This is a genomic window from Altererythrobacter chaiwopuensis (assembly GCF_054957735.1).
The window spans coordinates 24,121-37,239 of sequence record NZ_JBTXJF010000003.1; the positions used below are offsets into that span (position 1 = coordinate 24,121).

The following is a 13,119-nucleotide window of genomic DNA, read 5'->3' on the forward strand; positions in this document are numbered from 1 at the left end:
AGTGAGTTGCTGCGCGTTGACCACGCAAATCGCGCGATGCGGATAAATTATTGCATATTTGCCACAATGGCCTGAGCCGGTGCAGCCCTAGCGCGCGTAGGTCTCGACCAGATCGCCCAATGCCTCGCGCAGCGGGCCGAGCCATTGATCGTAGGGCTGCCATTGCCCCACACCGTCGCGGTTGATCGGCCGGCGCACCTGCTCGGACGAAGCGGTGCGCACCGCCCGCGCATTGGTGTGAAAATCCATGCAGCTATCCTCGAAATCAAGGCCGAGATAGGTAAGCAGCGCACGCACTTCGGCTTCGGGATCGTCGAGCAGTCGCTCGTGAATCACGCGGTGGATGCGCCCCGGCAGGACCGCGCCATAATGGTCCATTGCCCGCACATAATCGCGGTAATAGCGTCCGATATGGTCGAGCGAATAGGAAAACCCCTGGCCCTTGGCGAAATGCTGGCGGAAATTGGAAAAGCAGCAATCGAGCGGGTGGCGCCGCGCGTCGATGATCTTGGCATTGGGCAGGATCAGGTGGATGAACCCGGCATAGCTCCAGTTGTTGGGCAGCTTGTCGATGTAGAAGGGCTTGCCGGACTTGCGCTGCACGCGCGTGCGCTCGAGAAATTCCGCCCCCAGTTCGGCGAACCGTTCGCGCGGCATGTCGGCCACGGCATCGGGCCAGTCGCGCATGTCACCGCCGGCTTTGCGCGCCTCGCGCATCGCGATCGCAGGAACATCGGGCAGCTCCATCGTCCCTTCGACCTGCGAATGGCTGGAGAGGATCTGTTCGAGCAGCGTCGATCCGGCGCGCGGCAGGCCCAGGATGAAGACCGGATCGGGCGAGGGATCACCGACCCCGCGGTGCCCATCTAGAAATTGCGGGGTGAACCGCGCGATCATCTGGTCAACCTGCCGAGTGATCGCATCAGGATCGTATTCGAGCTCTTCGCTGCGCAGCGCGTTGCCCGCGGCAAAGTGGCGGAAGCTCGGTTCGGCTTGCTTCAAGTCGCCGTATGCCTTGCCTAGCGCGAAGTGCAGGTGCAGCCGGTCATGGTGCGAAGGCTCGCCCTCCAGCGCCGCTTCCATCGCCTCGACGTCCTCGCCCGTGAAGTGCACGGTCTTGAGATTAGCGAGGCTCCACCAGACCTCGCCCAGATCGGCCTGCACCGCCAGCGCGCGGCGATAGGCCATCACGCCTTCTTCCTGCCGCCCGACGGTCTTGAGCATATGGCCATAGCTCATCCACAGCTTGGCATGATCGGGGAAGGTTTCGACCAGCTCGGCATAGAGCGTCAACGCCTCGTTATAATCGCCGATCCGGCCCAGCGTTGCGGCCAGCAGATTGCGGTTGCCCGGATTGGCGGGATCGACCGCCAAGACTTCGTCGAGCACGCGCGCGGCCTCTTCATAACGGCTTTGCTTGTAAAGCACCGTCGCCAGATTGGCGCGCGCGGCGGTGAAGGCGGGGGCCAGTTCGATCGCCCGGCGCAGCAGCGCTTCGGCATCGGGCAGGCGGCCGATCCGGGCGGCCAGTTCGGCCATCAACCGGATCGCCGCCGCATCGGTGGGCTGGGCGCTGAGCCGCTCGCGCAGCAAGGCCTCGGCCTGACTGAGCTCGCCCTCAAGCATGGCGGCGGCGATGGCGATCATTTGCGGATCATAAGCGGTGGCGCGGATCGCAGCCATTTCGGCCTCGCCCGCCTCCTCCTCGCGCGCCAGTTTGCGTAAAGCCCGCCCCATCAGGCGCCAGGCGGGGGCATTGCGCGGTTCGCGCGCCACCGCGCCGCGCAAACGTTCCAGCGCAGCGGCTGGATCGCTCTCGATCAGCCGGGCAATCGGTACTGGCTGCCCATGCTCCGCATGGCCGTGTGGGGATGAAGTTTCGACGTCCATGACCGGCTGCCTATCATGGCCGCCGGTGCAGTCAAATTCCCTTGGCAAATATCAGATCAGCCCGCGTGCCAGACAATGGTCGATCGGGGCGGCAGGTTCGCCCGTATCGAGCGCCAGTTCGGCAAAGGTGCGGTTCTGCGACAGGAAGACCTTGCCATTGAGCTGCGCAAGAAAGTGCGTGCGCCCCAGCCGGTCCATCACCGGGCCCTTCACTTCGGACAGATGCAACCCGATTGCGCCGTCGCCCAGCCGGTGATTGATCGCCTCAAGGCTTTCGAGGCCCGAAACGTCGATCTCGTTGATCGCACTGCACATCAGGATGATGTGGCGCAGCGCTGGCCGCTCGGCCACCCGCTCGAGCACATAACCCATGGCGTACGCTCCATCTTTGTTGAAAGACTAAAGTGTTGCGATGACCGGTTGAACCTACCCCCCCAAAAGCGGACATTCCGCTATCGACCCAGTTGCGGACGCAGACTACCCAGTAACTTTGATCTCGATGTTTCCGAGATAGTTTGATCCATGACGCACCGTATCGCCAGGCTCCAGAAAGTGACCCGACTTTCGTTCGTTCTCGATGAAGGTCGACTTGGCGCTTTTAAGAAAGCTTTCGTGAGCGAACGGACCACCCGTAAGCAGGAAGGATAGAATGGCTTCTATGATGTCTCCTCTTGTTGGCCCGGTGAAAATCACTCCTTCGGACGTCCCGGACATGATTGTCATGTCCTTATCGATTTTGCCTTCCTTGGCCAGAAACTCCCGGCCTGTCCTGTAAAGGAAACGCTGCTCGGACATATCCGAAAGCGACTTGGCCACCAGCTCGCGAAAATTCAGGGTCATTTCCGCACCGCGTGCATCTTGCCGCGGCTCATTGTTTAGGCTGGTTGTCATCCGCACGTCCGCCACGAAGGATTCCCAGTCATGCGGGATCACAAGAAATGGACCCGTTGGGAAATAATCGGGTCCGCTCTTCGCGTCGCTGAAACCGGACCCTGAATCGAGATTGTCCGGGTCCGCCAGATCGACCAGCGCGTTGCGGTTGGTGAAATCGCCGCATAGGAAAACCCCTTTCACCGCTGCGTCAAAATCATCGACCGAAGCAATGTCACGATCAAACCGCATGCAGAATTCGACCTCGTAATCGAGCAGAACGCCGGGCGTTTGCCGAACGTTCGTTCGGGCCGGAGTAGCCTTGCCGAATTTGGGAAACACAAAAACCGAACTACTGTTTGCCTCTTCGGCATGCTCGGGAAAGTTGGTGCCGGTGCCGATATGGCGGCTGCCGATGCTGCCGGATGGCAGGAGCCGGTCCATGGTGAGGGAAATCACAGGATAAGCTCTGCTTTGCTCGACCGATTGCGGCAGTGCCTTTACACTCGCCAGTGCCTCAAAGGGATCACTGGTGTTTGTCGCGCCAAGTTCCTGCAAATCCATTCCGGTGATTGAATCGTCTTCAATCGCCAGCACCAGCAGTGTCCGGACCGATCCGGTATCGTTGGCATATTGAGCAAGTGTGATTGCTTCCTCGAGAGGCGCAATTGCCTCAACGAGCGGAGCATCCTCGAAGCTGGCTGGGTTGTATTCTGGGTCGGGCGAGGTCACCCAGGCCAGAAATACGGCCGCCGCCAGGACCAGAGCAGCCAAGCCGCCAAAGGTTGCAATTCGCTTCAACAATCTCTCCCGGGCTGCAAGACAGTCTAGACATAACGGGGTAGCAGAAACAAGCGATGTCCGCTTTCCACCCAATTTCAGACGGCAGAGCGATGATCTCGCCATTCCCGAAACCGGTCTGACGGCCTTAGCATAATTAGAGGCGAAAGCTGCTGGCAGGGTAACGCCCGACTTCGCGAACATTTTCAGCTGTAAGGACAACGGGAAGAACTCAGTGCGAATTCGGCCCGTACAGCAGCTTGATATACGATCTCAGAAGGTGGACCTGTTGCGACGTGAGCGACGGTTCATTCAGTGCCCGCGCCATGACGATGCCTCCTTCCAGCACGGCGCTGACCATATCCGCTAGCGCATCGCGATCGACCGCATCATTGGGCGGGTAAACCTCCTCAATCTCATTGAACATTTGTTTGAAGCGGTTTCTCCATCCTATGACGGCGCGCTTATTGGCTTCTCGGACGTTCTGGTCGAACAACCGGTCTTGATAGGCCGCAGTTGCAACGATGCATCCGGGGTGTCCGCCGGGCATGTCTTCGATCAGCTCTGCAAGTAGCTTCAGGCCAATAAGCAATATCTGCAGAGGATCGTCGGTGAGCTCCCTGGCTCGATCCATAAGCTCATCGAAGAGATCGTCTTCGACTACGATGTGACGCTCGATCAACGCATGGGCCAGCGCATTCTTGTCTTTGAAATGGTAGAAGAAGCCGCTCTTGGTTATTTCGGCGTTGGCCACAATCTCGTCTATCGAAGTGGCGTCGAACCCCTTGTTGAGTATCGCCTCCTGAGCGACGTCCATGATCTTTTGGCGCGTCTCGAAGCCGCGGGCCACTATTACCTCCTGCAAAAACCGTACCTAGAGTACTGTACTCGTAGTATGGTTTTTGCCAATGTTATACTGCAAGGATTGTCAGGCGTATCACCAAGTCGCTGATTATTAGTACGATTTTGCCAAAAGGAAATCTGTACCACGGGTCGGCTAGAACAAAGGCTATCATTCTACCATCACTTCCTCATCCCAATCCCAAATGAGGAAAATGAAAATGTCAGCCTTTAATAAATTGATGGAAACGAGGAGACCGTTCCTTACTGATGGCGGCCTTGAAACCTGGCTATTCTTCCAGCAAGGTTTCGACGCACCGGAGTTTGCTGCAGTGACACTGGTCGATGATCCTGCAGCCAGGCAGGCTCTCAACACTTACTTCGACCATTTCCTGGGCATTGCCGAACGGGCCGGGACCGGTTTCGTTCTCGACACGAACACTTGGCGCGGCTGCACCATCTGGGCGGAGAAACTGGGCGTCAGCGCGCAGGAACTGCTCGCTATGTCTGCCAGGTCAGTGGAGTTTGCAAAGCAGGTCCGCTCACGTTGGAGCAGTCGTGTGGCACCAATCCTTGTCAACGGAGTGATCGGCCCCGCCGACGATGCCTACCGGCCCGGAAAATTGCTGACGGCCGAGGCCGCCGAAGCTTTGCATCGACCGCAGATCGAGACCTTTGCCAATTCAGGCACCGACATGATTTCGGCGATCACGATAACCAACATCGGTGAAGCGGTGGGCATCTCTCGCGGTGCAACCAAAGTCGGCCTGCCAGTCGTGATCTCGTTTACCGTTGAAACGGATGGACGCCTTCCAACAGGCGATCTGCTGGGTGATGCGATCGAAGCAGTAGATTCTGCCACCGATGGCGCACCGGCCTATTACATGATCAATTGCGCGCACCCGGACCATTTCCGTGATGCCATCGCAACAGGCGAGGCATGGATAAGCCGGATCGGTGGACTAAGAGCCAATGCCTCCCGCCTTAGCCACGAGGAACTCGACGAGTCAGAGGAACTCGACCAGGGCGATCCGGCGGAGTTCGGTCATCTTCACATCGATCTCGCCAAGCTACTGCCCAATCTCAGAGTTGTAGGCGGTTGTTGCGGCACCGACTTCCGGCATGTTGGTTGCGTATCGCAGGAGTTGCACCTCGCTCATGCAGCGTGAATTGCGAACTGGCGCCGGCCCCCATGAATGTGGGGTCGGCGTCGAACGCACAACGGGACACTTGTCCGACAATCGACTGAGCAAGATGGGACGAATGCTCGCTTGTCCGCTTTCCACCCAAGAGGGGGACGTTCACGCTTTATTTTACCCGACCGAACAGCGGACGGTCTACTTTGTAGATGAAATGATACAAAAACTGCTACAAATGAAAATCGACCGTCAATCAAGAAACTGAAATTATTATAAAAAGTGTCGGGAGGGCAATTTCCCACCCTCTCCGCCACCTGGTCTAAGTACCTGATATATCTAGCGACTATTACCTGAAAACGGCGCGGTTCTGCGCTGCGTGGGGCGTACGTGAGTAGCAAGAGAATGTCTGGCGGAGAGCACAGCAGGCTTATTGCGCGCCTATGCTCTTGCGCCGGTCTTGTCAGCCATGTCTCTTCGCTTGGCAAAACGTCCTGCTATCGCTTCAGGACGGCAAGCCCGCAGATCCTGCCATGCGCTCGCGAGGTCTCCGGCAAGGCGGGCGGCAAGCTGGTCATCTACACGGTCAGATATGACAGAGATTCGAAGCACTTTCTCTCCGCGCCATTTGGCCGTGCGCAGGAAATAGCGGCCGGTTGCATTCAGGCGTTCGGCAACGGCCTCTGCGGCATCCACACCAGGCAGCAGATCGAAGCCGACTGCAATCTGGTTCAGTATTACCTCATTGCGCAGGTGGATACCTTCAATTCTGTCCAGGCTTGCCGCGATTTTCTGAGCTGCCCGGCAATGGCGTTCGATCATTTCGGCCAAACCGCGCCGACCCAGGTGCTGCAGCATCGCCCAAGCGGCAAATCCGCGCGCACGACGAGACAATTCGGGCACGTAATCGCTTGGATCGGGTTCGTGCGCCGCCTCGCGCTCGATATAGCCGGCAGTCATCTGCATCGCCGCCCGGTGCAGCGTGCGGTCCTTCACGATCGCAAATCCGGAATCATATGGAACCTGCAGCCACTTGTGCCCGTCAACCGACCAGCTGTCGGCAAGGTCTGCGCCTTTCGCGAGGTGGCGCAGGCGCGGGCTCGCGCGGCACCACAGGCCGAAGGCACCATCGATATGCAGCCAGGCATCGTGTTTGCGGCAGAGCTCTGCGATAACGGGAAAATCGTCGAATGCGCCAGACATGATATGTCCCGCCTGTGCAATAACGATGCGCGGAACATCGCCATCTCTGGCCATTGCCGTCTCCAGCGCTGCGAGATCGAACGTGCCCTGCGGTACAGACGGGATGCGCCGGATCTGGTTTGTCCCGAAACCCAGATAGCGCAGCACCGAGTAGTTGGAGACGTGCGCATCTTCGGCAATGTAGATCGCCACCGGAGGAGCCCCGGCAAGGCCGCATTCCTCAAGCGCTACACCCTTGCGTGCCAGCACGCCCAACCTGGCCGACGCAAGGCAGGCAAAGGCCGCCATGGTGGCCCCTGTCGAGAATCCCACGCTGCAGCTGCGGGGCAGTTGCATAAGATCTACCAACCATTCGCCAGCCACTTCCTCGGCAACCGCCGCGGCAGGGGAAGTCAGGAACATGCCGGCATTCTGACCCCAGGCCGAAGTGAGCCAGTCTGCTGCCACGCCGGTTGGGTTTGATCCGCCTATCACCCAGGCCATGAAGCCGGGATCGGTTGAGCCTGACAGGCCGGGCGTGGCGGCGTCGACCAGATTGCGGATCACCTCCAGGCTGTCACGACCCTTATCAGGCAATCCGATGGCGAAATTCTCGCGCAGTTCAGCATAGTCCGCGGTCGAATGGAGGGGGCGCAATTCGCAGCGCGACCGTATTGCAAGCCTGGCAGCGAGCTCCAGTTCTGCTTCTTTCATTGTCCAGTATCCAGTCTTTACCTGTCAGCGTGGCTGCAGCCAGGCCGGCAGCAAGGAATATGCATTGTCCGGCCCAGCACCCTTCGCTTCCAGTCCGGCGCCAGCGAGTATTCCCGCCAGGAGGCCCGCATTGTGGCGATCGAACAGGTCGGTTGCTCCGCCGAGATGCTGGCCCCGCAGGAAAATCTGGGGGATGGTAGGCGCACCGCTGCGCTCACCGACAGCGCGGCGGACATCGGCTGCCCATTCTGGGTCGGCATAGTCCGGCCCGTCAAGTGCTACCAGGCGATAGGGCACTTCCAGTGCGTCGAGCAGCTTGCGCGCGGACCAGCAGAACTCGCACCACTCCAGGGCAAAGAATACCAACGGTTGTTCCTCATCTGTCAGGAGCGCATCGACATGAGTGACGGCACTTGGACTGGCGGATTCGGGCGCAACTGCGGGCCTGACCGGAGCGGCATCAAAACGGGCAGTGGGGGACGAGCGAGAGATCGCAATTTCGTCCTCGTCCATGGCTTCGCCTATATCGGCGAACAGCGGCGTGGACATGTATCGTTCGCCGGTGTCGGGCAACATGGCGAGCACGCGTGCCCCTTCCGGCAATTGCTCGGCGACCCGGCGTGCGGTGGCGAAGGTGGCACCCGAACTGATACCGCAGAAAATGCCCTCCTCGCGGGCAAGGCGTTTCGACCAGGTGATCGCCTCGTCACCCGAGACAGGCACGATTTCGTCGATCAGCTTGTCACGAACTGCATCATGGGTGATCGCGGGGATGAAGTCCGGTGCCCAGCCCTGCACCGGGTGCGGACGGAACACGGCATGGCTGCCCGCAGGAGTCCCGTCGGCATGGTAAGCCTGCGGCAAACCTGAGCCGAGCATGGGGGAATTTTCCGGCTCGCAGGCAATGATGCGGGTGTTGGGGCTGTGCCGACGCAGCGCCCTTGCCACACCGGCAATGGTACCGCCGGTGCCAAAGCCGCTGACGAAGCAATCGAGCGGGCGCTCCGCAAAGGCCTCGACGATTTCCATTCCCGTAGTCCGTTCGTGAACCGCGGCATTGGCTTCGTTTTCGAACTGCCGCGGCAGGAACCAGCCGTGCGTCTCAGCCAGTTCGCGCGCCTTGGCAATCATGCCGGTGCCTTTCTCGGACGCAGGCGTAAGGACTACTTTGGCACCGAGATAGCGCAGTATCTTGCGCCTTTCGATGCTGAAGCTTTCGGCCATTACGATCACCAGCGGATAACCCTTGCGGGCGCAGACCATGGCAAGTCCGATGCCGGTGTTGCCGCTGGTTGCCTCTACCACGGTCTGGCCGGGCTTGAGCGAACCGTCGGCTTCTGCAGCCTCTATCAGGCCTATTGCCAGCCTGTCCTTGACCGACCCCATCGGGTTGAAAGCTTCGAGCTTGGCGTAGACTTCGCGTCCCGGGGGCGAAAGCTTCTGCATCAGCACTACGGGAGTGTTGCCGACCAGTTCGAGTATGGAACCAGAAGGACCCGCCAGGCTCCGTGGGAGAGTGGGGGAGGGGAATTGGGCGGTCATTGGCGGGTCCTTCTGGCTTGCTTTGGGCAAGTGCGGGAATAGGCTGCGCGTGTTTCAGCCTGATCCCGCGGAAGGCCGGAAAATGTTTCAATTGTATCAGCGGCAGATGGGCCTTCAGTTCCCGTCCGGATCGAAGATATACCCCAGCCCGCGAACCGTGCGGATCGTGACCGGCTTGGAAGGGTTGGGCTCGATCTTCCTGCGGATGCGCGAGATGCGGATGTCGATGCTCCGGTCGAACGGATCCCACGAACGGTCATGCGCGCCTTCCAGGATCTGGTCGCGATTGAGCACGCGGCCCTTGTTCTGGGCGAACAGCTTCAAGAGGTTGAACTCCATCGAGGTCAACGGCAAGGAATTCCCATCTTCGTCGAACAGTTTGGCCGCCTCGAGGTCGAGCCAGGCCTTGCCGAAACGAATCCGCCCCTCAAGATCAGTCGTGGCCGAACCCGATTCTTCCTTGTTCGAGCGCCGCAGCACTGCGCGAACCCTTGCTACCAGCTCGCGCAGGTCCACCGGCTTGCCGAGATAGTCATCCGCACCCAGCTCCAACCCCACGATCCGGTCAACGGTTTCGCCCGCCGCCGTCAGCATGATAATTCGCGGGGCCGCACCACTCTGGAGCGAACGCAGCAGCGAGAGCCCATCTTCGCCCGGCATGTTGATGTCGAGCAGCATCAGATCGGGCTTCTGGTTGGCGATCAACGCGCGTGCTTCGTCTGCGTTGCCCGCTTGCCTCACCTCGAAACCGTGCTTGCCGAGATATTCAGCCAGCATCTCACGCAGGTCTTGCTCGTCGTCGCAGACGTATATGAGATTGCCGTCAGCCAATTTCCTTCGCTCCAGTGAGTAGGCGCCGGGCGAGTTCACGCAAGTCTTGCGGAGCGATCGGTTTCTCGAGGTAATCGCAGCCAGCCTGGTCAAGGAAATCGCGTACGGCCGGGCTCATGGTGTCACCTGTAACGAAGGCTACCCGGTCAAGCAGTTCAGGCCGCCGCCTGCCCAATCCCTCGTAAAAGCCGCGCCCGCTGATTCCCGGCATGTTCATGTCGGTCAGGATGGCATCGTAATCGTGCGTCGTCGCCAGTTCGAGCCCTTCCTCGCCGCTGGCAACCGTGTCCACCTGATAGCCTTCGCGTTTGAGTATCTCCGAAATGAGGTCAGCCACTTCCCCTTCGTCGTCGATCACCAGGATGTTCCCGTGGCTACCGTCACTGTGGGCACCGGCTTTCGATGCCTGCCTGCCTGCCTCGCGGGCAACCGGCAAGGTGATGTGGAAATGCGCACCGCTGGCTGACGGCATCAGTTCGATCGTGCCGCCATGCGAATGGATCACCCGATGGCAGAAGGCGAGGCCGATCCCGGTACCTTGGCCCGGGCCCTTGGTAGTGAAAAGGGGCTCGAATACTCGCTTGCCGGTTTCCTCCGGGATCCCCGGACCATTGTCGATTATGTCGATCCCGACCATCTCATCTCCGGGAAGCAACCGGGCTGAAACCTCGACCCTGTCACCGGTACCACTCAACTCCATCGCCTGTACTGCATTCAGCAACAGGTTGCCGAAAACCTGTTCCAACTGGCTGCGGTCGACCAGCACAGGCGAAAGATCAGGGGGCAGGTTGATGATGATTTCGAATGTCTCATGGGCCGCGATGGCATTTCGCGCCTCGTCAAGGATTTCAGCCAGCTTCTCAGGGCGGGCATCGACCTTCTGCTGCCGCGCCATGGCGAGGAATGATTTCACGATCCGTGCACAGCGTTCGGCTGCCTCGCCGATCTTCTCGATCCGGGCAAGTGTTGCCGGGTCGGTGGTTTCCTCGCGCATCATCAGCGCGTGCCCAACCACTACGGAAAGCGGGTTGTTCAGTTCATGCGCCACCCCGGCCAGCAATTCGCCCAGGGCGGAGAGCTTTTCGGCCTGAAAGATTCGCTCGCGCTGCTGCGCCAGCGTCCTGCGCAGTGCGACTTCCTTGGTGATATCGACGATTGAGGAGACAATTACGTCATCCCCACGGTATTCGATCAGCCTCGCCGAAACGAGCGCAGGGAAGCAATTGCCATCCGTCCGTTGCAGTTCGATGGTGCGCTCGTCAATCCTGCCCTCGGGCAACAGGGCAGTAATGAAATCGGCGCGATCGGTGCGGCTGACGAAATGCGCCGCTGCGTTCCGGCCGGGGCCAAGCAAGTCGCGTGCAGCTGGCGAACGGTAGATAATCTGGCCATCGGCAATCCGCGACATTAACAACGCCGCCGGGCATGCTTCCATGACCTGGCGCAAGAGTGCGTCTGCCTCGCGTTCGTCTTCGTCAGTCTGGCTGCGGGCAGTAACGTCGGACTGCATCAGCAGAAACCCGCCGCGCGCCGTGGGCCGCATGGCGAACTCATGCACTCCGGCATCACGCATCTCTACCATCAAGGGCGGCAATGGAGGCTGGTCCGGTTCAAGCCGGCTTTCCATCCACTGGATCCGCTCTCGCGCTGACGGTGCAACCGCACCCCTTGCGACCATCTCTATCAGCAGGTGATCCCACTCGAGACCAGGTACGATAAGTTCAGCTACTTTCGGATTGAGTTGGCGAAAGGACTGGTTTGCCTGACGCAGGCGAGCGGAGGCATCGAACAGGGCAATCCCGTCTTGCAATGCATTCACGACCTCATCGAGTATCTGCTTGCCGGAATGGGCCTCGGCCGCCGTCATCACACCCTAGCCTTGCTCACTCGCATCGACTGGTCGGATTGCGACGATGTCACTCACTTCGCCTCCGTCGCTCCTGATGGTTCCGGCAGGTGAAAGCGCGATCGCTTCACCGAGCATTTCGGTTAGCGCTGCCGGAGCCACAATCTGCATGGGTTCAGCAGCCTGGCGCAGCGCATTGGCCTCAATCACGGCGGGTCCGAAGACATCGTAGATATACTTCTGCACACCCACTACCGACCCGATGACCGGTCCCATTGCGATGCCGATCCGGCACTGCCAGCCGATTGGATGGCTGCGATTGCGCTGAGCGAGGTAACGCTCGAACCGGATCGCGGCATCGACCACTGATTGCAGGGCACGTTCCGATGGGTCTGGCATCCCGGCAACAGTGATGTATGTGTCACCGACGGTCTTTATTCGTTCGCACCCGAACTGGTCACCGATGCGGTCGAAAGCGGTGTAGATATCATTGAGCTCGCTCACAACGACGCTCGCATCCTGATTTTTCACCGTCTGGCTGAACCCGACGAAGTCGAGGCATATCACGGCCACATCATCATACAGGCGGGGGGTTACGACACCGAAGGTCTTGTACTCATCGTAAACCGAGCGTGGCATCATGTTGAGCAGCAGCCGTTCGACCTGCTCCTTCTCACGCTTGATCTCGCGCGTGTTGCGCTCGACCATCATGGAATAGGAATCGATCATTGATTCCAGTTCCTTGATCCGGCTGATATTCTGGCACACGAGGACGGCGACGCGTTCATTGCGTTCCAATGCCGGGTTTATCGTAAGCGCGATGGTCAGGGTGCGCCGGCGTACGCGAAAGCTGGTCTCGCCGACATAGCGACCTTCGGCCTCAAGCGCCTTGTGCACCTCTGCTGCATCAATGCCGGGGAACAGTTCCGTCAATGGCTGGCCAAGCTCCGCCTCGCCAAACCATTCCTGGAATGTGTCATTGATGAAGCGGAGCCGCAGGTCGGCCAGGTCGAGCAGCGACACGCCCACGCCGATGGCGCGCAGCAATTGTTCGTTGATTGCTTCGATCGACATGGCGTCAACTGTTCACGACGAGATTGCGGCGTTCTGTGAACCGCCCGACAATCGTTGTGGCATCTTCTTCGCTAATGCCATGCGCCAGCAGCGTTTCACGCAGGATCAACGCAAGCTGTTCGAAATGACGTGCTGCGATCGCCAGATGTGCATGCAGCTTCTCGATCTGGTTGTCGGTGTAGGACGCCGGGCCATCCATCAGCGATGAGACGAACTTGGTCTGGTGGTCGACGATCCGGGCCATATCGACATCGTCGAAGAACGGGCCGACATCATCATCGTCCAGCAAGCGGTCATAAAGATCCATCACGATCTTTGAGATGGCGGAGAAACCGCCATATTTATCGAACAGCGTCTGTTGCATGACTCTAATCCCGAAACCCCTCTAACCCGGGGGGAAGAGTGCCTCTAACC

The 13,119-nt window shown here is 59.5% G+C and carries 11 protein-coding genes; 1 reads left to right on the forward strand and 10 read right to left on the reverse strand.

What is annotated here, in order from left to right:
• Positions 1–87: 87 nt before the first annotated feature.
• The 4 genes from ACX3VQ_RS11605 to ACX3VQ_RS11620 form a co-directional block, all read right to left on the reverse strand.
• Complete coding sequence (locus ACX3VQ_RS11605) at positions 88–1,890, reverse strand: sulfotransferase family protein (RefSeq protein ID WP_462581236.1); 1,803 nt, start codon at positions 1,888–1,890, stop codon at positions 88–90.
• A 51-nt stretch (positions 1,891–1,941) separates the two neighbouring features.
• Positions 1,942–2,262, reverse strand: coding sequence for a sodium-independent anion transporter (locus ACX3VQ_RS11610; RefSeq protein ID WP_462581237.1), 321 nt, complete (start codon positions 2,260–2,262; stop codon positions 1,942–1,944).
• Between the two features lie 105 nt (positions 2,263–2,367).
• On the reverse strand, positions 2,368–3,744 hold the full coding sequence (locus tag ACX3VQ_RS11615) for a fumarylacetoacetate hydrolase family protein (protein ID WP_462581238.1): 1,377 nt from the start codon (positions 3,742–3,744) through the stop codon (positions 2,368–2,370).
• Positions 3,745–3,772: 28 nt separating this feature from the next.
• Positions 3,773–4,390 carry a TetR/AcrR family transcriptional regulator gene (locus ACX3VQ_RS11620; RefSeq protein ID WP_462581239.1) on the reverse strand — a complete coding sequence of 206 codons (618 nt, stop codon included), beginning with the start codon at positions 4,388–4,390 and terminating at the stop codon, positions 3,773–3,775.
• 205 nt (positions 4,391–4,595) lie between these two features.
• Here ACX3VQ_RS11620 and ACX3VQ_RS11625 point away from each other — a divergent pair, with 205 nt between their 5' ends.
• Complete coding sequence (locus ACX3VQ_RS11625; protein WP_462581240.1) at positions 4,596–5,549, forward strand: homocysteine S-methyltransferase family protein; 954 nt, start codon at positions 4,596–4,598, stop codon at positions 5,547–5,549.
• A gap of 408 nt (positions 5,550–5,957) precedes the next feature.
• Here the strand turns inward: ACX3VQ_RS11625 and ACX3VQ_RS11630 are convergent, their stop codons facing one another.
• The 6 genes from ACX3VQ_RS11630 to ACX3VQ_RS11655 all read right to left on the reverse strand — a co-directional run bounded on the left by ACX3VQ_RS11630 (position 5,958) and on the right by ACX3VQ_RS11655 (position 13,069).
• Positions 5,958–7,412 (reverse strand): pyridoxal phosphate-dependent decarboxylase family protein, encoded by a 1,455-nt coding sequence (locus ACX3VQ_RS11630; protein WP_462581241.1) that lies wholly within the window; start codon positions 7,410–7,412, stop codon positions 5,958–5,960.
• A 24-nt stretch (positions 7,413–7,436) separates the two neighbouring features.
• Positions 7,437–8,954 (reverse strand): cysteine synthase A, encoded by a 1,518-nt coding sequence (gene cysK, locus ACX3VQ_RS11635; RefSeq protein ID WP_462581242.1) that lies wholly within the window; start codon positions 8,952–8,954, stop codon positions 7,437–7,439.
• 114 nt (positions 8,955–9,068) lie between these two features.
• The gene (locus ACX3VQ_RS11640) at positions 9,069–9,785 is read right to left on the reverse strand and encodes a response regulator (RefSeq protein WP_462581243.1); all 717 of its coding nucleotides are present in this window, start codon (positions 9,783–9,785) and stop codon (positions 9,069–9,071) included.
• Complete coding sequence (locus ACX3VQ_RS11645; RefSeq protein ID WP_462581244.1) at positions 9,778–11,652, reverse strand: hybrid sensor histidine kinase/response regulator; 1,875 nt, start codon at positions 11,650–11,652, stop codon at positions 9,778–9,780. The genes ACX3VQ_RS11640 and ACX3VQ_RS11645 overlap by 8 nt, the downstream gene beginning before the upstream one ends.
• A gap of 6 nt (positions 11,653–11,658) precedes the next feature.
• Positions 11,659–12,705, reverse strand: coding sequence for an adenylate/guanylate cyclase domain-containing protein (locus ACX3VQ_RS11650; RefSeq protein ID WP_462581245.1), 1,047 nt, complete (start codon positions 12,703–12,705; stop codon positions 11,659–11,661).
• Between the two features lie 4 nt (positions 12,706–12,709).
• Positions 12,710–13,069, reverse strand: coding sequence for a group I truncated hemoglobin (locus ACX3VQ_RS11655; protein ID WP_462581246.1), 360 nt, complete (start codon positions 13,067–13,069; stop codon positions 12,710–12,712).
• Between the last annotated feature and the right edge of the window lie 50 nt (positions 13,070–13,119).

What these genes read in the sequence shown, in the direction of transcription:
- ACX3VQ_RS11605 (WP_462581236.1), bottom strand. Translation starts at nt 1,890, where the DNA reads ATGGACGTCGAAACTTCATCCCCACACGGCCATGCGGAGCATGGGCAG.
- ACX3VQ_RS11610 (WP_462581237.1), bottom strand. Translation starts at nt 2,262, where the DNA reads ATGGGTTATGTGCTCGAGCGGGTGGCCGAGCGGCCAGCGCTGCGCCAC.
- ACX3VQ_RS11615 (WP_462581238.1), bottom strand. Translation starts at nt 3,744, where the DNA reads ATGTTCGCGAAGTCGGGCGTTACCCTGCCAGCAGCTTTCGCCTCTAAT.
- ACX3VQ_RS11625 (WP_462581240.1), top strand. Translation starts at nt 4,596, where the DNA reads ATGAAAATGTCAGCCTTTAATAAATTGATGGAAACGAGGAGACCGTTC.
- ACX3VQ_RS11630 (WP_462581241.1), bottom strand. Translation starts at nt 7,412, where the DNA reads ATGAAAGAAGCAGAACTGGAGCTCGCTGCCAGGCTTGCAATACGGTCG.
- cysK (WP_462581242.1), bottom strand. Translation starts at nt 8,954, where the DNA reads ATGACCGCCCAATTCCCCTCCCCCACTCTCCCACGGAGCCTGGCGGGT.
- ACX3VQ_RS11645 (WP_462581244.1), bottom strand. Translation starts at nt 11,652, where the DNA reads ATGACGGCGGCCGAGGCCCATTCCGGCAAGCAGATACTCGATGAGGTC.
- ACX3VQ_RS11650 (WP_462581245.1), bottom strand. Translation starts at nt 12,705, where the DNA reads ATGTCGATCGAAGCAATCAACGAACAATTGCTGCGCGCCATCGGCGTG.
- ACX3VQ_RS11655 (WP_462581246.1), bottom strand. Translation starts at nt 13,069, where the DNA reads ATGCAACAGACGCTGTTCGATAAATATGGCGGTTTCTCCGCCATCTCA.